Raw genomic sequence first — 22,304 nt, 5'->3', positions numbered from 1 at the left:
TGACAGGTAATCAGAAGTAGTACACTGACAACAGCGTTGACAGCTGAAGACGGTGACTCGTCAAGTTACATAAAATTAGACCCAGCATAAGCTGGGCCACATAGTCGTAATTGTAGGTGCAAGTAACATTGTGTAACAAGACAAATATCTTCAATTCAATTATAACCCTAAATGATATCCGTTTTACAACTTAAATAAACCTAAAAATTTCTTTGGTGATTCATTTTTAATAGCATAGGATGTTAGTTGACCAAGCATTTGAGTTAATCCGTTCTCAAACTCTAAAGATTCATCATCTGCACCAGTATACGCATGGGCTATTTCATGTAACAGAGTGCCTGAAAAATCGATTACATTACGTAATTGGCTCCGTTTGATCGTAATCTTCTTTTCTATAGGTTCCCACAATCCAAGTGCTTCAAAACCAGAATAATCAACCCGCATCGTCTCCGAGATTCTAATTTCTTTTATGTTTTTTGTCTGACTACTGGGTAGCCAATTTAAGATTAAATCTTTTACAGCAAAAACCTTTTGTTCCTCTTTTGACAAACTAGAGACAGGTATGTAAGTAAAATGAAAACTTGTATTAAACTCTTCTCGATAACCTTCTAAATCTCGAATAGGACTCCCCTCTATGTCTTGGAGTTTTGTAAGTCTATAAGCAATGGACTCTGGGACGACCACAACTCGGTAACCATCATCCAGGGCATGAGTGACTAAAGAACCACCATTCCTCATTTGGTCAGGCGTGAGAAAAATTACATTTTCGTTAGCATTTAAAATTTTACATGCATGGAGTTGGACATCTGTCCACTGGAGTTCGTCATGAATATAACCTGTTTCGTAATTTTTCAGATCCGCAGCCATTTCATTAGCAACGACTGAATCAGTACATGCAAGCAGTATAGATTTCACTCTATCTGTATAAGCACTGCGCCCGACGTTCGTGCGCTCCCGGTTGAGAGCTTTGCGTAGCGCCGCATTGGTAGAGGTAATATTATAGCTAAACAAGAAATTTTCTTCTTCGGCTACACACAGCCCGTTCACATAAATTCTTGCTTTATTCTCTTTCTTTGGTTTTAAAACCGAACCGTAAGACGTTTTTTCTAATATTTCATCCCCTGAAAAATGTAGAAAGAAATCTTTGGCTTGTTCCATGTCCTCATCGTTGACTCCGTATAAAATTACATCAGTTCCAACAAGGGTAGGATCAGATGGTGACTGAATTACAGCATGCAGGGTAACGATATCATCAAATCCATGCTTATTGCTCTTGTCCATAGTGATATCTGCATGACGAGAACGAATCAAGATTTGGATATTTTGACGGTCAAACGTAGCCATTGCATCCTTCAATCCTACGCCAAATTTTCCAATAACCATCTCAGGATTATTTAACTTTTCCTTATTTTCGTTTTGTGTAAAGTGCTCATATCGTAAACCACGGCCAAAATCACGAATATGCCATGCTCCCTGCTCATCCTTGTAAATCTTTGGTACAGACGTCTCTGATAGTAAATATTCATCGAAGGCATTAGCAATTAGTTCTCGTAAAGCGTAGGCAGGGGTCCAATGTTCAAGTACTTTTTCAATATTTAAGTCAAACTGACGTGCGACTTCCATTATGGTTCTCCTCCTTAGATATATTTCATATTGTCGTTATGTATGGTCATGAATGAGGCTCAACTGCCAGCAAAAATATGAAAGCTTACAATGCACTGATGATCATTTCATCAACTCATACTGTAATAAACTGTGATTCAAATGAAGAAAATCTAATCCTACTTTTCGTATTTTAATTCACAAAACACCTTCCTGTAAAGATTCCCATTTTTGAGACGTTAAGGTTAGGCTTGGTAAAGTTCAATGATATGCCTGTACTTACTCATGTTAGTTTTTGAGTTGACTAGATTCAATTTTGAATCATTAATTAGCCGATGTAGCCTTCCACTCTCTTTTTGTAAAGTCAAATTTCAGATAACTTCATATTTAATTTAGGATACTCGGTAGCACTTTTAAATTACTTAATACCTCCTTTGGGATTGTACTTATACGTTTTCTGCTCATCTGATGATGTAAATTTAATTGTTTTAACATTCTTCTATGTTGGTCACGTTCATAACTGCACCAGTTTTTTAAGGACACTAAATAACTCGTTCTTTAACTCTTGTATCTTCTACCGTCCCTGATGTGTCTAAAAGATCCCTGATACTTTTGTAAAGCTTAGAGCGTAGCATGATCTGTTTAAAATACATTACATATCAATAAACTTAATAACTAATTAGACTTTTAGACGTATATACTTAAATCAAAAAAAACCTCGAAAGTGGGATAACCAATCGAGGTTGCGTTGTTCTTACAATTCAAATGTTGTTCTATTTGGAAATTGTCCATTTTCACGATTCAGACACATTGCCAATCTCTGAGCCGCTCTATCAAAATAAAATTTCGACTCGTTATTGGCATTTACTACTGGCGTCACTTCTTGTATCGTTTCATTCTTTTTATTTGCTCTATCTTTCCCATAATTTGTTCATTCGGCCCAAAATGATAAATAACCTTTTCCTCATCTTCATAATCTTTCAACAATAATACAAACGAAGCCATTACATTCCCTCCATAACAATTTGAGATGACGTCTGGACATTTATATACCCCAATAATCCTTATCACACTCAATCTTTTGTACAGAATCGCAAGCACGTTGGAAATCTGCTTTCGTATAAAGTTCCGTTAACTTATTCGCCTCTTCCTGCCAATCGAGACCACACTGTAAAAGGTAATCTGTAAACCATTCATAGTAGGACGGGTTGATTGGATTCGACAGGATCAATCTTTTATATATCATCATCACACATAGGATCGGCAGAAAGAATCTTGAAACTCAACATTAATCTTTTCTAATAAACGATAAGTATCGTCAACGATCTTTTGCGATTATTGACTCTCAATCTCAGAGATCTCAATATATTTTTTGGTTATCCACTCTAATGCTAATTCCGCTTGTTCTTTCAAGATAACACCTCGCTGGGTTTTATACTGAAAGTTCTCTTTTGCCCACAACAATAGTATCTTTACATATTCTAATGTTTCAATTTCACATGTACTGTCCTCTTCATCTTCTTCTGCAAAGATATCTTCAAAAGTTGTGAAAGACTTATCAGATTTTATTAAGTTCACATTCCCTCCACCTTCGTATAACGTTATTTTCCCTTTCAGTAATTCGATTAAGTTTCCGATCTCTTCCTGGATCGTGGCAAAGTCTCCAAATATATCCGATCCCAAAGAATTACTAATCAAATAACCATTCTTTAATGATGAATCGATGCCTAAGTCCACGATAACTTCGTTGAAATCTTCTTTATATTCGATTGTATACCTGTATTTAATCATGTTCGTATCTCCAATCTTCTTAATACAACGGATAAGCCGATGTGATTTTCTCATTTTTTATAACAAATTCAATAGTCACTCCTGTACTGGAAGTCCCCCTATATCTATTATTTTTAAAAAGAACTTTGTTATCGAATGCTATATTTATTTCATCAATTACTTGTTGTGGTGTCCAATCTTTCGAAAAGAACGTGGTCTTCGCTTTTTTTAGTATTCCATCTACCTCTACATTGGCTCTATACACACCATACTCATTAGGAGGATCAATATTCCCAACAACTTTCCCTTTGGTATTTGGCATACCTTCATAATGAAATCCAACCGCTTGTCCCTTTATTATTTCACCCTCGAAGATATGATTCAATGCATTACTTGTAGTTCCTTTTTTAAAAACCTCAGTATTCTTTAACTCATTGATTTTCCAACTACTGTGCCCCGTACCCTTAATACTCCCCTTTTGCCCATTCGCTTTCCTCGCCTCAGCCGCTTCCAAATTCTTTTTAATCTTCGCCACAGCTGGATGAGAAGAAGGTAGCCGAAAAGGTCCTTTGCCACCCGGCATACTCCCGCGAACCATCTGAAATGCCATAAATAGTTGGCTGAACTTCAGAGAAGTCAACATCATCTGAGCATACTTATCGGATACAGGCTCGCCTGTGAAGGGATGAATTCCATTTTCAAAAGCTTTGATCTGCATCGCATAAATATCTTCCCCTGGCACTTCAGCATCCGTAGCTTGCATCCGATTAAAATCCAAATGCCCCTGATCCTTCTTATATGCCTGCAGGGCTGCCTGATCCGTAACACCATTCTCATTCACAGGCATCCACATCAGCTTCCCAAACATATTGACTTGTGCCATCCGGTAGCCCTTATCATCCGAACCAGCATAATATCTTGAGGTCTTCATCATTGCTCCCGCACCTACAGCGCCAACAGTACTACCAAGACTCACCTTTTCAGCATCAACATTCTCAAATCGCGTGGCAATATCCTTCAATTCCTTAGAGGTGTTCACCATACTTTCCAGCGCCTTCTGCAATACAGGACGTGACCGCGCAAACTCATCATAAAAACGCTCCTGCGTCACACCTAGCCACATCTGCTGAAGGAACATGATCTGTCTTGTGAGATCCTCCCGTATATGCTCCAATTGTTGTCTCGCCTGATCCACTTGATTCGATACGTGATGTAACTGTTCAGGGGTAACTTTAATGGTATTCATCCATTTTCACCGCTCATCTAAGATATGATACAACTATGTTAGCAGAAGTTTAATGGCAATTACATCCGGCTAATCTCCTGATTTCACTGCATGAATCCACGCTCAGAATGATTTATATCCGTCCCTCAGCCCATACGATCTCTATGTAGGTGTATACATGTTCCAGAGGGTTTTCCTTTTACGACTACAGGATACTGTGGCATTTTACTAGAACAAGCCGAAAACTTTAACAAATCATAGTATTAATGAAGAAACTTGACTCGTGCGGATGATTAGGTGTACTATATGTTTGTATAAATGGAATATATTGCAATTTAAATATTTATTTTGGAATCTTATATTTTCAAGGTGGGTATCAGAGCCTATCATAGCTGAGATATCAATGCGTATAAATGAGTTTTACATTTTGTCTGCAACACATAATCATTGGCAGGCATTCATTTTACATATACATTCCTACTTCATAGAGTTTTCTAGCCTGTAGAGTTCTACCTCCTTAATTTCTTTTTCAGTAAAGAAAAAAGGGGAAGAACCATCTTTAAAAGAGAGGAGGGCAAGAGGCTTTAATCTGCAAGCAGGTCTATTTGTCGTAATCACATGTTTTTGTAAAAGAATACCCATAACAAGAAAGGTGGAATTTATTGCTATGAGAAAATTGTTTAGTTTAGCTCTTATTCTTGTTCTAGTACTTTCGTTTAATGTAGCTGCTTATGCAGACGCTGACGTAACTCAAGCCAAGCCTATGACAAAGGAAGAGATTATTAATTCCAAAGAATTCCGTGAAGCTGTGAAAGCAGCTAAGGCTGAATTTGAATCGCAGAAGGCTGATAATGCGGGTGGTCCAGTTTTGTTTGCGCCTGCTCCGAAAGTATCTCACATTAATGTATACGGTGTCGTATCTCCTAATGGCGGTCAAGAAATTTACGGCTTCAATAACAACCCACTCTCCACGACCAATGATCATGGTGGGGCTTGGATTCAGTGTATTACTTTCCAGATCGGTTATGACAGCAGTCACTACGGCACACTCGCCAGCAATACAATGACAAACAACTGGTCTGAAGCTATTGATCTGGACGGTGATCGTGTTGTAGATGCTTGGGCCTATTCTTGGGTTTATGAAGCGCCTAGTACAGGCGGACAATTTGTAGGTACGGTCTATTCCATTAATATTCCAACACAGTGGACCGCTTGGATTAATGTTCGTTAACAGGAAGGATGTAATATGTATATCGGAGGAATTGGCTATCCTGGTTCTATCATGAGGAATACGGGAAGTAAGCCCAAAAACTCATCAGCTTTGGATACGAATCGGATCGCACCCTAATAGGAAATAATAGCTCATTCTTCTGCTAACAATTACGTTAGCTTGATCAGACGCAGGGACACGCTTCCCTGCGCCTTTTCTCATTGTGACGTTACCCTAAGAGCAGTAGCCGAGCAAAAATGCCAAGGCAATGCCGAGTATCTTTTTGCCACAACAAGCCTGAACTTGTAGCCCAACAATGCCACGTTCGTACTACTCTTGAATCCACATTTTAGACTAAATGAATCCAGTGCCTCTTGTCGTACCTCTGAAATGCATCAAAAATAAACAAGCCAGCCCACGATTGGACCAGCTTGTTCATTCGAATTTAACATATTAATTTGTTGAGAAAGCAAAGCGTGCATTTTCAACCGTTAAATTAGGGAGATACGCTCCCCGCGCTGCTATTTTGCTCTGTTTTTGTAGTCGGCAATTGAATCATTGGCGTATTTGACCCACTTACATATGGAAGGGCTCCATCCCATTTCTTGATGGTTTCATATTCAACGAGTTGACTCGATAATGATTGTTGAAGCTCTTTATTTGCTTTAGCCTGACCTTCTGCTTCGATCAATAGTTTGTCTGCATTACCTTGCGCTTCCACGCGCTTACGATCTGCTTCTTTCTTGGCGATCTCAAGTTCAGTCGTTTTACGTTCAAGTTCTTGAGAAGCTTCGACACGCTTATCGATTGCTTCCTGAGTCTTGGCGTCAGGTTGAGGAACACCTACAGTAACGTTTGATACAATAAAGCCTAAATCTTTAACGTCATCAGAAAAACGTTGTTGCACGTCTACTCCTGCTTCGGATGACTTTTCACCATACACATCAATGACTGTAAACTTGGAGATACCTTTACGAGCTGCGTCACGGAAACGTGTTTTGAGATATGTATCCTCAATTTCTTGAATGCTAATTGGCCCAAATGTATTAAAGATAGAAGATACTTTACTTGGTTCTACTTGGTAGTTGTAAGCAAAATCGATTGTGATGTTTTTCCCGTCAGAAGTAGCAATCTGAATATCTCTGTATTCCACCGTTTGAATTCGGATCGGATATTTCGTCACTTTATCAAACGCTCCAACGAGTTTCCACCCTTGACTCAGTGTGCTATCTTTTACGCCTCCATTGGGTGAATAAACGACCCCAACATATCCATTAGGAATTCGTGTTAAAAAGAAGGTCACCAGTAATACTCCTACAATAATAACGAATGCAACTGTAATTGCCCCTACTCTAAACGTCTTTGAATTTTTCATCACCATTCTCCTCTTGTTTGAATTTATTGTATTTCTTCAGAATTCTACTACCTATTTTATTGAATAGCGGGATCATTAATGCCCATAGAATAAATGCTAGGATCAAGATTAAAATGATTCCCCCAATAAATGGCATATTCGTCCTCCCCTCTTTGGATGTAACCGAGTACAAATTTATAAATAACAACTAATTATATCCTTCTTTATATATACTTTGTAAATTCATATTAGGTTTCAAGGATATTCGGCGTCACTTCCTGTAGACCTCTGTAGATACAAACATATTCCGAACAAGACTGCCTTAGTCTTACAAAAAAAAAGCCATCAAATTATTTGATGGCATTTTACGAATGCGTAACCTATACAAACCAAAATTTATAAACCATTGTGCAACAGGCTACTGTCCCTCTGAATATATAAATACATAAGTACACTCATCCGACTTCTCTTCTGAAAAAACAAAACCTAACCGATCAAAGTCTCTTATATCCTCCACATCTGTAATCTTCCGCTCAGCCATATATCGTACCATCTCACCTCTAGCCATCTTGGCCCGGGTTGCCTTTTCAACAAGTTTCCCATCGACCATTTGTCCGAATACACAAGTGATCAACCGGGTTTCCTCCTTCAGGAAAGGCGTGATGTTCTTGCTATACTCTTTGGAAGCCAAATTTAGAATACAATTGCTTTCAGATTGAAGTTGATCCGCCAATTTGCTGCCCCAGAATTGATAGAGCGATTTGAAACCTGGACCTTGCAGCTTACCCTGCATCTCCAACCGATACGGCGTAACGCCATCCAAGGGCCGTAAAATGCCATAAAAACCGGATAATATGCGTAAATGCTGCTGAAGATACGCCAGTTCCTCATTTTGAAAAACGCCCGGTGCCATATATTGATACTGAATGCCCTCGTAGGCATAAATGGCTGGCGTAAGATTTGCTCTTATATTCATATTCCGAATCCGCTCCACGTTCTGTTCAGCGATTGCATCGTTACACTTCCACATCACTTTCAGTTCGTCATAGGATAACTTTTGAAGCAGACTCAATAGCTGTTCTGACTCATGTATAAATTGCGGCATCTGCGCGATAGCCATCAAATCGGTGTCGATCTTCATCTTTTTAGCTGGTGATATTATAATTTTCATCGTGCTAATCCATCCTTAATCTACCTTTGTTTTTGTCGTTATTCATTGTACAGGATTGGATGGGTAAATCCAATGGTGTTGCATATTATCCTCTATTATCTTAGTACGTATGATTGAATTATTCATGCGGATCAGGCGTCAGCTGAATCCATTCATCTGCTCTATAGTAGATATATTCCTGCGGATTGTCCTTGAATTTGACGACAACAGGATACATCGGCATTTTGCTTCGACGAGCAGTGATGCTTATAATCTTATTTCCATCTATTCCTTTTTCGGCGGTTAAATATGTTCTCAAGTCATCCTCCAGCTGCTTCATATCACTCTTATAAGAGCCATACCATGTAAAAGAAGCGATGACCACTAGTGGAACTATAACTAATGAGGTCTTTAGCAACTTCATTTTTACTCACCCTGACTTTAATTTATATACTAATAATCCGAATTTCTCCAATCTGATTGAACCACCTTATCTAGAATAGGCCCTTGCTACTAGATCAGATCAAAACTTGTCAATATGCTATTACCTGAAGTTGGGTCGAAATTCTCATGGGTGACTATGATCTGGTTTGTTATGATTATAAATAAAATGTATTTAAATTAGTAGGGTCTATGAGAAAGGGTGCCGCTTCTTATGTTTATTGTTCATCTATTGCTCGCTCTCGCACTGTTGGGCGGTTCAGACAGCTCCAATGATGCCACATCTACACAACTTCAAGTCAATCCGTTACAACCTCATCCTGCTTATTCTGAACTAGTCTTGGAATCCGGTTTAAAGCCTTTCCGTTCTGAACGAACATACAAAGGATATGATCCAGACTATAATCAATTTGAGCAGGCTGCTAAAATTCTACAAGACAAGCTTCTTGAAAGCGCACTACCACCACTTCTATCCAAATCCGGAGATACAGGTACATTTGATTATGGCGGACATTTAAAATTGTTAAAAACTGTCCCTCTGAAGCAAAGTATTGAATTCGGCCCATTAACTATTCACATGATGGATGTACAATTATTAGAAGCTAGTGATATACCAAATGATACTCGTAAAAACATTTCTATTCTGAACCAAGAAGATATTGGTCCTGATATGACGTATATCAAAATCATCTACAGTGTAGAAAATACAACGGATCAAAATATCGGATTTTACGGTTTGAATTCCATTCATCCGAACACGGGTAAACCAATTTCAGCAGACCGTAATTTCATGAGGAAACCCTATGTTTATCATCAATATGACGGTGTAGTCATGGATAACATGGGCTATGGTTTAGTCTATACAGATGACCCCGACAAGCTGGAATCCATTGAATTGGTTTTCAATAGAATCTATGACTACGACACTGGAGAAACCATTGTAGAGCCTACTTCGTTAAATATTCCTTTCACGTTCCAGAAGTAATATTAAACCCCGGTCACGTACCTGCAGATGAGCAGCATACAGCCGGGGTCACTTGTTGTTTTAAAAGGATGCCTTTGATTTATTTAATATCTCAAACTATCTCATCTCGTAAAATCATGCTGACCAATCGTCAGCAACGTTGGCCTGCTCTTACTCCATACCGAAGTCGCAATCTTCGGATTGTAATAATACAGCGCTCCATTCGTCGGATCAACACCATTTAATGCTTTGCGTGCTGCCTTATAAGAGGTCGCCGTCGGCTTGGTATTAAACTGGCCATCGTCCACCGCCGTGAACTGACCTTTCTGGAAAATGACCTTCGAGATCGATGACGGGAATAAATCCGAATGCACACGATTCATGACAACCGCTCCTACAGCGACCTGCCCTTCAAAAGATTCTCCGCGCGCTTCACCATGGATCAGCTTCGCCAACTGGCGCAGTGTCTCGCCTTCGGCTTTGGCCTTTTTGTTCAGTCTGTTCAGTGTTGCCGGACCTGCAACTCCATCCGCACTGAGTCCTTGCGCCTGCTGGAACTCGCGGACAGCGCTTTTGGTAATCGAACCGTAATAACCGGTCATTCCCGCATCAAAATACCCCAGGTCACTTAATTGCTCCTGCAATTGCAGCACATGTTCACTGCGAACGCCTTGTTCCAGCTTCTGTGCCCCCGCAGAAGGTGCTGCTACGGTCAACCCGACAGCCATCGCACAAGTACCGAGAAGCATACCCACTCGTCCTGCTCTTTTGCCTGCCTTTCTCCCTCTCCGATGGGTTACTTTTCGACTAACGGTGATAGGCTCTATGAAGTCAGCACCCAACTGCATATCAGACCCCTCATTTGTGCTACCGACTCTAATCCGTACATCCTCACTGCCCGTGTACTCCATATTTTTCGTAATCGTCATGTTATTCATAATATTGGTGACCTCCATCTCTTTCGTAGGTTTACTTTCATCCACAACATACACATCATACATTCCGTTTATCTCACTACGTCCATTAATGTTATTATCGCTGTACATTACATGTATGTTGTTATTCCCATGTACTCGCACCATGTCAATCACGTTGTTGTGGCTTCCATTTATGCTATTCGCTCGAGTCGCTTCACCCATCGTATTGTTTTCATTGAATTCACGCATTTGATCCATTTCACGCTTGATCTTCATCTTTTCGTTACCCTCCACTTTTCTGAATCCAGATCCCACATCTTCCTCCTGAATCCTCACGGTTGGACATCCCGAGTGTCATTATAGGATATAGAAAATATGAAGTCTATCGGACCGATGACGCAGTGAAAAAACGAAGCTGAACATAACAAAAAGAGGCATGAGCCCATGGTCACACCATGGTCATGCCCCTTCTTGTATCAACCATATACCGCTTGTCCAACCCGTTTTTCCGTAGGCAGGCAGACCTGTACGAAAGTTGCGTTGTATTTATTGACAATTACTCAGCAAGTTCCTGACCCTTCGTTTCCCGGCCCCAGAACAGTACAGCCGCTGCGCCAATGAGGATTGTCACGAAGAAAATCGTGAAAATCAGGCTGATTGCCACTTCGCGCTGAACCAGCATACCGACCATTAATGGAGCAAGCACCCCACCGATTCGGCCAACCGATGTGGCAAGTCCAACACCTGTCGAACGAACGGAAGTTGGATACAATTCCGGGCTGTAGGCGTACAGACCACCCCAGGCTCCCAGATTGAAGAAGGAAAGACAGATCCCAGCGGTCAGGATTGTCGCTTCCGTTGTTGCCAGTCCAAACGCAATCGCACTGAATGCAGTCAAGGTAAGATACACAACCAGTACGAACTTGCGACCGTAACGTTCAATAAAGTACGCAGCGGTGAAGTAACCTGGCAACTGTGCAATCGTCATGATCAGCACGTATTGAAAGCTTTTAACCAACGTGAATCCTTTTGCCATCACAACCGAAGGCAGCCACAGAAACATTCCATAATAAGAGAAAATGACGGTAAACCACAAAATCCAGAGCATCAACGTTGTACGGCGATGTGGTGCCGACCAGACGGTAGCCACTTTCTCGCGGAACGTGATTTTATGAAGCTTGGTATGATTCTTGTACCGCGGCGGGTCCTGAATGGCACGACGCAGATACAGTGCATAGAACGCCGGAAGCGCTCCAATGGCAAAGGCAATTCTCCATCCGTACTCCGGGATAACAAAGTTGGCAATGAGTGCTGATACAATCCAGCCCCCTGCCCAGAAACTTTCCAATAATACAACGGCACGTCCCCGTTCCGCTGTAGGCATCGACTCCGATACCAGTGTGGATGCAACGGGCAACTCTCCGCCAAGTCCGATACCAGCAACCAGGCGCAGTGCACACAATACGGCGAATCCGGTCGCCAGTGCAGACAGACCGCTTGCAATGGTAAAGATTAACAAGGTCCACATCAGAATGGCCTTCCGTCCAAAACGGTCCGCAAGTGCACCTGCAAGCAAAGCACCTAATGCCATACCGATGGAGTTAATACTCGTAAGCACACCGACTTGTCCGGGACTGAGACTCCATTCCTTGGCAAGTGCAGCCACGATAAAGGAGATCATACCAACTTCCATCGCATCAAACAGCCAGCTCATGCCGGCACTGAACAGCAGCTTGCGCTGCTTGGGATTCCGCAATACTTCCAGTTTGCTCATCACTTATAGCTCCCTTGATCTCTATGTAGTCATTCTGACACTAAATCATTATTATGCAGAATGCTCCAGAAATCAATGCAAAATAAGCTTTTCCTTCCGATTTCTGCGATACCTCACCCCTTGAGTGAACCCGCTGTCAGACCTGCAACAAAGTAACGCTGGAGCAGAAGGAACAACGCGATCATCGGAATGGTCGTTACCAGCACACCCGTAAGCATCATCGGATAGTTCGTCACGTATTCCCCGCGGAACTGCATAAGTGCGAGCGGTAAAGTGAGCTTGGACTTACTGCTGAGCATCAGCATCGGAATAAGCAAGTCATTCCAGACCATGACGAGCAGGAACGTAGCCGTTGCCGCCAGCGAAGGTGCAGCCAGTGGCAGTGCAATCCGCGTATAGAGTCTCCACTCGCTTGCTCCATCCATACTGCCCGCTTCCAGAATCTCCGAATTGAGCATGCGCATGAAACCTGTCAGCATAAATACAGAGACAGGCATCAGCATCGCGGCAGATACCACAATCAATCCCGTGAGACTGTCCGACCACCCAAGTGTACGCGTGAGAGAATAGATCGGCAGCATACTCACCTGGGAAGGAACGATCAGACCGGCTACGAACAGAGCAAACACGATTTTACCTACACTACCGCCCCAGCGGACAATGGCGTAAGCAATCATGCTACTCAGCAACAACTCAATTGCAACCGTGCCAAGCGTCACGACCAGACTGTTTCCGAAATATTGCCACATCGGCTGATTGCGGAACATGCCAGTGATGTTATCCCACGTAAACGGGTCCGGCCAGCTGAATGGACTGGTGAAGAAGTTGCTGCTTGTTTTGAACGAGGATACAAATACAAAGTACAGCGGCACAAGAATCAGCAGCGCGTACACCAATAAGATCAGGCGATTGAACCATTTTAAAAACATGTGAACTCCCTTCTGCCTCAGTTGCAGGATGAATGCTCCAACATCAACCTCAATAACTTACCCGGTCAGCACGCAGTGCCTTGAACTGCAACAGCGTCAAGAGCGCGAGCAACACCAGGAAGATCATGGAACCGGCAGAAGCCAGACCAAATGAATAGCTGCCAAAGGCGGTATGATAGATATATGTTGTCAGAATTTCAGTTGCGTAGTTCGGGCCTCCGTCTGTCATGGTAAAAATGAGGTCAAATGCCTTGAACGACTGAATCGTCGTATAGGCCACAACAATCGTTGCCGAAGGTGCCAGCAGCGGCCAGGTCACGGTACGGAATACCTGCCATTTGCTGCCGCCGTCCATACGAGCCGCTTCATACAGTTCTGCCGGAATGCCTTGCAGACCTGCGATGAATACGATCATCATCTGGCCGGCATGGGCCCATACCTGTACCGCAGCGATGGAATAGATGGCGATCTTGGGATCTCCAATCCAGTTACGAGCAATGCTGCTCATCCCAGCTTCATTCAGTCCATAGTTGATCAATCCAATGGATGGATCATACATGAATGCCCAGATCAGTCCGACCGATACGGAGGACAGAATCGCAGGCAGGAAATACAATGCCCGAAGCACAATGCGTGTCTTGGTATTGCGTACCAGGAGCAGAGCCAGGACAAGTGAAATAAAGGTTTGTGCAATAACAACCGTTAACATGAACTCCACGTTGTTGCCAAAGGCTTTGCGGAATACGATGCTGCTGAGACTGTCCTTGTAATTATCCAGCCCTACAAATGCATACGACGGGGATACCCCGTCCCAATCCGTAAAGGAGTAGAACAGCCCCGTCAATGTAGGAAATACGAACAATCCAACGTACAGCAGCAACCCGGGGATCAGAAACAGGGATAGCTGAAGACGGTTTTTCATCGTTTATTTCCCGATATGCTGATCAATGATCGCTTGTGCCTGCTGTGCTGCTTCTTCTGGAGAAGTGCCGCTCAGTACAGCCTGGATGGAGTTAGTTACTGCTTTTTGATTGTCTCCGTTCAGGATGGTGAACCGTGGCTGGAACACGGTCTTTTTGGTTGCCCATTCTCCGGCTACCTGAAGCTCAGGCGTATCGTACTTCACATCATTCACCGTTACATTTTGTCCCGTTTGGTTGGCATAGTCACTCGCTACATCGGGATTGCTCAGGAATTCGAGGAACTTCTTCGCTTCTTCCGGATGTTTTGACTTGCTGTTCACTGCGAGCATGAACGTAGTGGTATGCACTCCTTCATACTTCGCTTGATCTGCACTTACCGTAATTGGTGCAAGCAGTTTTTGCTCCAGGTTCGGATTCTGCTGCTTGTTCTGAGCCAATTGATACGATCCACTTGCCAGCATCGCTGCTTTCTCTTGAATAAACAGTGCGCCAGCCGCAGGGTCTTTTGTACCCAGTGCATCCTGTTGGAAGTAACCTTTATCGTTCAGTTCCTTGATTTGAGTCAACGTTTTCACCCAAAACTCATCCGTCAGTTTGGCTTCGCCCGCTTCTACTTTGGTAAAAATGTCGTCACTCGGTGCATTGTTCATCACCATTGTATTCATGAATTGCCCTGGGCCAATGTCCGCTCCGGCAAAGGCAATCGGAATGATACCATTGTCTTTCAGCTTTTGGCAAAGTGCCAGGAAGCCTTCCCAATCGGTTGGCGGCGTCAAGCCGTATTGTTCAAACAGTTTTACATTATAAATTGGATCGTTATATACGAGTTGATACGGGATCGCATATTGCTTGCCATCATGCTGTCCTGATTCAATCAGCTTCGAATTGTAGGCCGACAGGAAGGATGATCCGGTCAGATCCGTGAACAATCCCGCTTTCGTGAAAGCTTCGAACTGTGCACCCGGGAAGGATGCAAATACATCCCCTACCGAACCGTCACTGATTTTGGATTGAACGGTGGATTGGTATTGATCGGAGGGCAGCGTCTGCATCTCCACTTTGATGTTCGGGTTTGCTGTCTCAAATGCGTCAATGCTCTTATTCAGTGCTTCCACGTCTTCTCCACGCCAGTGCATGAAGCTGAGGGTCACTTTGCCTGAACCCGAGGAGCCGTTCTCTCCAGAGGACGCGTTATCCCCACCGCCGCAAGCTGACAGCAGGATGGACATCACCAGCATACTGACAAGCGGCAGGATTAATTTTTTATTTTTTTTCATGAAAGACGACCTCCTGAGGATGATTAATGTAAGTTGCACGAAAGTTTTTACACGGGGCACTTCGAGTGCAGTACCATCTTCCGATCGCTGTTATCCCCGGATTTCTTTGAATCATTTCTTTCAATGGTTAAAATCCGGGTATAAAGGCGAGCGCTCCGCTTCTTCAGATCGGTTCTGCCCTCTCCGTTAAAGTGTAAAAAAAGGGCTCTTACTTTAGTTGGTAGTAACTTAGTTAGTAGTAACTTGATGCTGCTTCTGTCTTGTTTTCCATTTTTCGCTAATGATGGGCATCACGGTACGTCCGAAGATTTCGGCCTCTTCCAGATGTGGGTAACCGGACAGAATGAAGGTTGTAACACCCAGATCTCCATATTCCATTAAACGTTCTGCGACCTGTTCGGCTGTACCCACAATAAGGATCGCACCGCCGGAACGCACAACGGACAAGCCTGTCCACAGGTTGGGACCTACGACAAACTGCTGCTTCTCGGACAGTTCACGTAACTCGTTTTGTCTGCGTTGGTTGGTTGCATCCGTTTCGGCAAAAGCGGCTTTGGCTTTCTCGATCGCTTCTGGTGGTACTTTGCTAATAATCTCCCAAGCTGCTGCCCATGCTTCTTCTTCGGTATCCCGAATGAGTACCTGAGCACGCATGCCGTAACGGAGCTGACGATCTTGTCCCGTTTCCTCTTTCACCTGCTGACGGATGACCTCAATCTCTTCGATCTGCTCCTGAATCCAGTCATGAGGCTCGCCCCACATAAGGAACGTATCCGCATGTTCAACAGCGACCTTTTTGGCAATTGGAGAACTTCCTCCCAGATAGAATGGTGGATGCGGATTTTGCACCGTCTCCGGCATGCCTACCTGTCCTTTGAAATTATAATACTGGCCGTTGAATTCAGGATTGGGATTGCTGGGTGCATCTGCGCCAGATTTTGAACCACTTCCTGCAAACTCCGTCAGATTCAGTCCCGTCGATTGGGTCCATGAACGCTTCATCACTTCCATATACTCGCTCGCCCGCACATACCGTTCATCATGCGCATGTGCCAGTGGATCGCCGAGTTCCTCCAGATCTCGAACAGAACTGCCTGTCACCACATTGATCATGGCGCGACCACCAGAGAGTTGATCCAGTGCGGCTCCCATTCGTGCAGCGAGTACAGGTGTAACCAATCCCGGGCGAATGGCGACAAGGGGACGCAATGTCTTCGTGTGACTCATCACAGCCGAGCCAACCACCCACGCGTCCAGACAGGCTCCCCCTGTCGGAATCAGTACAAATTCGAATCCTGCCTTCTCCGCCGTCTGTGCCACATCGACCAGATAATCCAAACTTGGTTCTCGCTCCGGAGCAACCCCTACATACTTACCATCCCCTGCTGTAGGCAAAAACCATCCAAACTTCATATCTTCCTGTTCGCTCACAAAAGTCAATCCCTTCTATGAATAAATAAAGTCTCATGTTAAAAAAAGATCACTGTTCTGCAACTTGACCGTTCCGGTTACGAATCGTTCTTACGATCACTGTTATCTCCAGATTTTTTGATCCCCTTTTCTAAGGGGAAATCCGGAGATAAAGGTGAACACTACGTTTCTTCAGAATCGATTTCGTCCCCTCCACTACGTTTGCACTGGTTGAAATTGATTTTTAAAGTGTGCCTAATTTCTAATTCATTTTCAAAGTAAACATCTAAATGCCGATTAATTAACTTGGTTTAATAGGTATGGACATCATAACAATTGATTTGTCTATGATCAATGTCATTTCGCGGCAATTTTATTTTGTCATTTTGTGGTCTTTTCTCAGATTTAGGTCTTCCTGATCTTGAATATATATAAATCCCACCTGTATAATAGGTTTAAATACATGTTCAAAAAGTCTGGTTTTCAGTACCGAGAAGATGGAATGAAGCTAGAAATGGAGTAGTGGAGCGTAGGAAAACTACGTGAGCAACCACAATGTTTCCAAAGGAAACATACTTCGTAAGCCTCCCGCTTATTTCGGCTGAATTTCAGCTTCGATGTTGATGATGCCACTAGGCATGATTCGTAATCAAAAGTGGACTTTTTGAACTACATCTGTAAGCGAAACTTTTGGAATGTACAAACGATACTTATACAATAAAGAGGTGTTCCTGATGACCGAGAACATGAAGGAGGACCACCATGAGTTTTTGGAACTTATTTTCTTCACTCCATCTGAATTCGAGAAAGCTGGTGGCGCCTGGCCGATTCGCATCGGACGAAATATAGCCAAGACCAACTATCATATTGGCCCGCGCACTACACCTTATTATTATTTGCTATTTGTGCTGGAGGGGGAAGGTACATTCATACAGAACGGACAGCGTCACGCCCTTCGTGCCAGGGATGCGTTCTGTCTGTTTCCACATGTTACCCATGAGTACTGGACGGACCCCGAGGATACGTTGCAGAAAATATTTATTGCCTTTGACGGCGCACATGCAGCCGAGCTACTGTCTCGAATTGGACTTACACCCGACTCACCGTACCGTTCAGGTGTACTGACCCCGGAGACTGCAAGTTCCATGCGCTCGTTCATGGAGGATGTTCGCAAACCGCAGGACGGAGCGAGTGATCTGGGACGACTCACCCGGTTTCTAACTCTATTCGACCGGATTGCCCGCTCCCCCGCAACCAAAGGATTGCAACCGGATTCAGCCACACCTTGGCTCCAGAAAGGCAAGGAATACATGGACATTCATTTTGCAGGCGGCATCTCCGTGGAAGGTGTGTCCGCTCATGCGGGTGTGGATCGAACCCATTTTGCCAAACAGTTCCGCAAAGCCTATGGTCTGTCCCCTGTGCAATATATCCAGCAATTGAAAATGAATCAGGCGAAACGTCTACTCGTGCAGACTCCACTAAGTTTAACCGAAGTTGCTCATTCCGTAGGTTACCCGGACTTGTTCTCCTTCTCCAAAGCGTTCAAAAAGCAAGTCGGTTTGCCGCCCAATCGCTATCGCACAGCGGAGAGCAGTAAAGAGTAAGTCCATAAAGAAAAGTGGAATCTGTTTATTGATATGGCTAGAAAAAATCAAAGGCAAGTTCCTTCGATCATTTGACCGTGGACTTGCCTTATTTTTTGAACTATATAATTGTAATTAACGCTCCTACATATATGTTAGCAACACTAAACAATATGTGTATATAAGAAAAATGAATATAACCTTACATAAATGAAACAAAATTCAAGTTTAGGAGTTACAGATGGTAGATTCACATTTCATTCATATGTATAAAATAAGTTCCTGTGCGTCTCAACTATAGGAGATTCGTTTTTCGTTCAGAACTACCCTGTATAAATAGTTGAGACAATAACGAAACACAAATTGGTACTTAGTAATCTAAAGGAAAAATTTTACTGAACGTATTTAGATCGATTTACTGAGCTAAAGTAAGAAAATTCCTGAGGTTCTCCCTTAATTACAGAAACATTTAAGGGATCTCCCCCTAATAAAGCGGTATCCCTTTTAAAATCTGAATTCACTTAAGAACACACATGCCAGCACAATAAATTACATTATAAAAAAAATAATCGCTACTTTAATCTGTACTATATTTGTATAATTCGCTATTTATCCCTTCTTTGTGACTTTCAAAGGGTAAGAAAAAAAGTGAATTTTGCTATATTTCAAATATTTTATCTAGTTCATAGGCTCTAGATGCTTTGGATTGTCACTTGAAGAGCTGAACTGTTCAATATTCCCGTCTTTGAAAATGATGTATTGATACTTATCATTAGGCTCGTCAGCGAATGTTACGGCAGCACCATAAGGAGCTTCTGAGCTTTTGAAGGAATACGTGCCGGATATATCTTTAAGCTCCTCAGGTGAATAGCCTTTTTGTTGAATTAAATAGGCTCTCACTTTCTCTTCAGCATCATTTTTTGTGATTGGATTACCAAATAAACTTACATATCCCCATCCTGATATAACTACAACTAACGCTAGAATAGATAGCAAACTGATTTTAATTCTTTTAGTCATATAAAGTCCTCCTATTATGAGAGTTGAAACTAGAAATAATTCACAGTTAAGCCCCAAAGGGAGCTTAACTGTGAATATAAGAAAATTAATCTCTGTTTTACCACCTAAATCAAGGGTTTATTTGGAGGTATGAGCTGTGAACGTTGAGTAAGTGCAGGCTATTATGATATGGTAATATTTATCCCCCAACTAATTGTCTTATGTAAAAAAAACCTCCTGAGCTACAGACGCAAGGAACGAATTCCTTTTGCTCAGAAGGGATAGATAAATAACGTTGAAACTCCTCTTGTATGTTGCAGCTATATGCCTTGCTTATAAAATTATTGCTTACAACTATTCCTTCTCCTCATTCTTGCGCGCAAGCGGAATACCGTTCTCCTTGGCATACCATGCTTCATAATGATGCACAGCCACACCTGCAAAAGAAGAATGAGAGGAACCCAGATCAAACACCTTTGCCATCTCTTCATTCATATTGCTAACCGGTTTACGGAAAAAGGTCAGGTGATCCCCCTCGTGTGTATCCGCGAGTTCCGCTCCGATCCAGACTTTCTTGCCGAGATCATCCGCTTCGTCCAGTTCTTCCTTGGACAGATCATACATCTGCTGCCCACTATCCCGGTAAGCCATAATGGCCACCGCATCAAAGTGGGAGATCACCCAGCGACTGAATGTACCTCCTTCAGCCGACTGACGGGCATCAAGCCAGAACGGAATGGCAGCGCTCATGTACAGTCCGGCATCCTCGCCGGCTTTTGTCCAGGCCTTCATGTTGTTCTGCCACTCTGCAATGACGCTGCTCTCCTCGTTCTCCCAGCGCTTCAACTGATACGGCTCCACATCCAGTTGAATGCCTTCGAAGCGTTCATTCTTGGCCGAAGCTGCATTGTATGCTCTTACTCGCTCGATAAAAGCAAGTCCTTCATCCCGCTTCTCCTCATAGGCCCAGTCTGCATGACCGTTAAGTCCATGCACTTCAATCTCAGCCCGTCGGGCAGCCGCAATGAATTTGCGGTATGTTGCGTCAGGCACCTCATCCTGGATTTGCAGGAAGATGGTATCCACGCCCTGTTCTTTGGAGAAAGCAATAATCTCAGGTGTCTGCTCTGCAATAATGGACGCGTCCCACAGCCAGGTCGCTTTGTGTTCCTCTGCCGAGAACCATTTGAACATCCAGGACAGAAGCAGCAGGCACAACACCACAGCCAGAATAGCCCATTTCGCCATACCCACCAGCTTGCCCCGTTGCCTCATATATTTCCTCAGACGAGCAACGCTTCACTTGGCTCAAGCACAGGATGCTGTACCGAGTGACCAATCTTGTAGATATGCGGATGTGTGTATGAACGGAACGCATTACGTGTATCCAGAATCGGTACACCCATCTCGGCAATATCAAAGTAAGGCAAATCGCTGTGGTTGGTGATCAGCACGATGCAATCGTACTTCTTGAACTGCTCCAGATTGAACGCTTCGCTGTGTACGGTCTCGCCATGTTTATCCTGGAAGGAATCCGCATGTGGATCGTAGTAGCTAACGTTAGCTCCACTTTCCTTGAACAGTTCATATACTTCCAGTCCTGGTGATTCACGCAGGTCGGCAATATTCGGCTTGTAAGACATGCCAAGGAGCAGAATATTTGATTTACGTACGGATTTAGCGTATTCGTTCAGAATCGTTGACGTTTTGTTCAATACATAATATGGCATGTTGTCATTGGTGGATTGCGCCAGCTCAATGAATTTGCTATAGAAACGGAAGCCTTTGGCCTTCCATGACAGGTACATCGGATCAAGCGGGATGCAGTGTCCACCGATGCCTGGCCCTGGATAGAATGGCATGAAACCAAATGGTTTCGTCGCCGCTGCGTCAATAACTTCCCAGATATCGATGCCCATACGGTCACACATCATCGCCATCTCATTCACAAAGGCAATGTTCACACTGCGGAATGTGTTCTCCAGCAGTTTGGACATCTCAGCCACTTTTGGCGAAGATACCGGTACTACGGTTTCTACATACTTGCTATATAGCGCTGTTCCGAGCTTCAAGCAAGCTTCAGTTGTGCCCCCGATTACTTTCGGCGTATTAAATGTTGTGAAACGTCCGTTCGACGGGTCCACACGCTCAGGCGAGAAGCAGAGGAAATAGTCTTTACCTGCTTCTTGTCCGATCTTGTCCAGCTGCTGCTGGATCAGTTCTTCGGTTGTACCTGGATAAGTGGTGCTCTCCAGCGTAATCAGCATGCCTGGTTTCATGTGCAGTTTGATCTGATCTACAACCGTCTCGATGTAAGACGTATCCGGGTCCTGATTCTCACTAAGCGGTGTTGGTACGCAGATACTGAGGGCGTCGATCACACGCAGCATGCTGTAATCTGTCGTTGGCTGGAAACGACCGCTTTGCATTACTTTTTTCAACTCATCAGAGGAAATATCGTGAATATAGGAATCTCCTTGATAGATACTCTCTACTTTGGACGCATCCAGATCAATTCCGATTACCGTGAAACCTTGATTGACCATCTCCACGGCAAGTGGAAGTCCTACGTAACCGAGCCCGACGACGCCGAGTACAGCTTCTTTATTTTCAATCGCATTCAGTAATGTGTGGAATTGTTGATTCTCCATGATATTCCCTCCGGGCAGTGTATTTGGTGGTGCTTAAAATCCATATAAATAGATGAGTGTCTGTGCTCTAAATGTTGCTCTAATCTATCTGATTCATAGTGTAAAAAAAGCTCTTACTTGGC

At 43.3% G+C, this 22,304-nt stretch carries 18 protein-coding genes and 1 pseudogene; 3 read left to right on the top strand and 16 right to left on the bottom strand.

The genetic code is table 11. The annotated features are described in order from the left end of the window. Positions 1-183: 183 nt before the first annotated feature. The 4 genes and pseudogenes from MHB71_RS04330 to MHB71_RS04315 form a co-directional block, all read right to left on the bottom strand. Positions 184-1,623 carry an ATP-binding protein gene (locus MHB71_RS04330; protein WP_100527149.1) on the bottom strand — a complete coding sequence of 480 codons (1,440 nt, stop codon included), beginning with the start codon at positions 1,621-1,623 and terminating at the stop codon, positions 184-186. A 733-nt stretch (positions 1,624-2,356) separates the two neighbouring features. Beyond that, positions 2,357-2,607 (bottom strand): annotated as a pseudogene (locus tag MHB71_RS04325) (hypothetical protein). Positions 2,608-2,937: 330 nt separating this feature from the next. After that, positions 2,938-3,393, bottom strand: a complete 456-nt coding sequence (locus MHB71_RS04320; RefSeq protein ID WP_100527147.1) for a hypothetical protein — start codon at positions 3,391-3,393, stop codon at positions 2,938-2,940. Positions 3,394-3,412: 19 nt separating this feature from the next. Further along, on the bottom strand, positions 3,413-4,618 hold the full coding sequence (locus MHB71_RS04315) for a WXG100 family type VII secretion target (protein WP_340028905.1): 1,206 nt from the start codon (positions 4,616-4,618) through the stop codon (positions 3,413-3,415). Positions 4,619-5,264: 646 nt separating this feature from the next. Here MHB71_RS04315 and MHB71_RS04310 point away from each other — a divergent pair. Then, positions 5,265-5,828: a DUF4879 domain-containing protein gene (locus MHB71_RS04310; protein ID WP_340028904.1), complete on the top strand. Its 564-nt coding sequence runs from the start codon at positions 5,265-5,267 to the stop codon at positions 5,826-5,828. Positions 5,829-6,303: 475 nt separating this feature from the next. Here the strand turns inward: MHB71_RS04310 and MHB71_RS04305 are convergent, their stop codons facing one another. The 3 genes from MHB71_RS04305 to MHB71_RS04295 all read right to left on the bottom strand — a co-directional run bounded on the left by MHB71_RS04305 (position 6,304) and on the right by MHB71_RS04295 (position 8,735). After that, complete coding sequence (locus tag MHB71_RS04305) at positions 6,304-7,182, bottom strand: SPFH domain-containing protein (protein ID WP_340028903.1); 879 nt, start codon at positions 7,180-7,182, stop codon at positions 6,304-6,306. Between the two features lie 397 nt (positions 7,183-7,579). Continuing rightward, complete coding sequence (yaaA, locus tag MHB71_RS04300; protein WP_340028902.1) at positions 7,580-8,332, bottom strand: peroxide stress protein YaaA; 753 nt, start codon at positions 8,330-8,332, stop codon at positions 7,580-7,582. 118 nt (positions 8,333-8,450) lie between these two features. Further along, positions 8,451-8,735: a DUF3139 domain-containing protein gene (locus tag MHB71_RS04295; RefSeq protein ID WP_076250931.1), complete on the bottom strand. Its 285-nt coding sequence runs from the start codon at positions 8,733-8,735 to the stop codon at positions 8,451-8,453. A gap of 231 nt (positions 8,736-8,966) precedes the next feature. On the opposite strand from MHB71_RS04295, the gene MHB71_RS04290 reads away from it, so the two are divergent. Further along, complete coding sequence (locus tag MHB71_RS04290; RefSeq protein WP_340028901.1) at positions 8,967-9,737, top strand: hypothetical protein; 771 nt, start codon at positions 8,967-8,969, stop codon at positions 9,735-9,737. Between the two features lie 101 nt (positions 9,738-9,838). On the opposite strand, the gene MHB71_RS04285 is transcribed toward MHB71_RS04290, so the two are convergent. From MHB71_RS04285 to MHB71_RS04260, 6 genes are all read right to left on the bottom strand, one after another. After that, positions 9,839-10,909: a cell wall hydrolase gene (locus tag MHB71_RS04285; RefSeq protein ID WP_340028900.1), complete on the bottom strand. Its 1,071-nt coding sequence runs from the start codon at positions 10,907-10,909 to the stop codon at positions 9,839-9,841. A gap of 280 nt (positions 10,910-11,189) precedes the next feature. Then, positions 11,190-12,407 (bottom strand): MFS transporter, encoded by a 1,218-nt coding sequence (locus tag MHB71_RS04280; protein ID WP_036614537.1) that lies wholly within the window; start codon positions 12,405-12,407, stop codon positions 11,190-11,192. A gap of 113 nt (positions 12,408-12,520) precedes the next feature. Continuing rightward, a complete protein-coding gene (locus MHB71_RS04275) occupies positions 12,521-13,336 on the bottom strand; it encodes a carbohydrate ABC transporter permease (protein ID WP_340028899.1) in 816 nt (271 codons plus the stop codon). A gap of 49 nt (positions 13,337-13,385) precedes the next feature. Then, positions 13,386-14,258 carry a sugar ABC transporter permease gene (locus tag MHB71_RS04270; protein WP_017687487.1) on the bottom strand — a complete coding sequence of 291 codons (873 nt, stop codon included), beginning with the start codon at positions 14,256-14,258 and terminating at the stop codon, positions 13,386-13,388. Between the two features lie 3 nt (positions 14,259-14,261). Continuing rightward, positions 14,262-15,536 carry an extracellular solute-binding protein gene (locus MHB71_RS04265; RefSeq protein ID WP_340028898.1) on the bottom strand — a complete coding sequence of 425 codons (1,275 nt, stop codon included), beginning with the start codon at positions 15,534-15,536 and terminating at the stop codon, positions 14,262-14,264. Positions 15,537-15,764: 228 nt separating this feature from the next. Then, on the bottom strand, positions 15,765-16,949 hold the full coding sequence (locus MHB71_RS04260) for an LLM class flavin-dependent oxidoreductase (RefSeq protein ID WP_340030126.1): 1,185 nt from the start codon (positions 16,947-16,949) through the stop codon (positions 15,765-15,767). A 731-nt stretch (positions 16,950-17,680) separates the two neighbouring features. On the opposite strand from MHB71_RS04260, the gene MHB71_RS04255 reads away from it, so the two are divergent. Next, the gene (locus tag MHB71_RS04255; RefSeq protein WP_340028897.1) at positions 17,681-18,553 is read left to right on the top strand and encodes an AraC family transcriptional regulator; all 873 of its coding nucleotides are present in this window, start codon (positions 17,681-17,683) and stop codon (positions 18,551-18,553) included. Positions 18,554-19,210: 657 nt separating this feature from the next. Here MHB71_RS04255 and MHB71_RS04250 read toward each other — a convergent pair. The 3 genes from MHB71_RS04250 to MHB71_RS04240 all read right to left on the bottom strand — a co-directional run bounded on the left by MHB71_RS04250 (position 19,211) and on the right by MHB71_RS04240 (position 22,182). After that, positions 19,211-19,552, bottom strand: a complete 342-nt coding sequence (locus MHB71_RS04250) for a DUF3139 domain-containing protein (RefSeq protein ID WP_340028896.1) — start codon at positions 19,550-19,552, stop codon at positions 19,211-19,213. Between the two features lie 333 nt (positions 19,553-19,885). Further along, positions 19,886-20,806 carry a hypothetical protein gene (locus MHB71_RS04245; protein WP_340028895.1) on the bottom strand — a complete coding sequence of 307 codons (921 nt, stop codon included), beginning with the start codon at positions 20,804-20,806 and terminating at the stop codon, positions 19,886-19,888. Positions 20,807-20,814: 8 nt separating this feature from the next. Continuing rightward, on the bottom strand, positions 20,815-22,182 hold the full coding sequence (locus MHB71_RS04240) for a nucleotide sugar dehydrogenase (protein WP_076318928.1): 1,368 nt from the start codon (positions 22,180-22,182) through the stop codon (positions 20,815-20,817). Between the last annotated feature and the right edge of the window lie 122 nt (positions 22,183-22,304).

Origin of the sequence: Paenibacillus sp. FSL H7-0940 (genome assembly GCF_037979415.1) — a bacterium.
Classification (GTDB): Bacteria; Bacillota; Bacilli; order Paenibacillales; family Paenibacillaceae; genus Paenibacillus; species Paenibacillus amylolyticus.
This window is presented reverse-complemented; position numbering and strand designations above follow the sequence as displayed.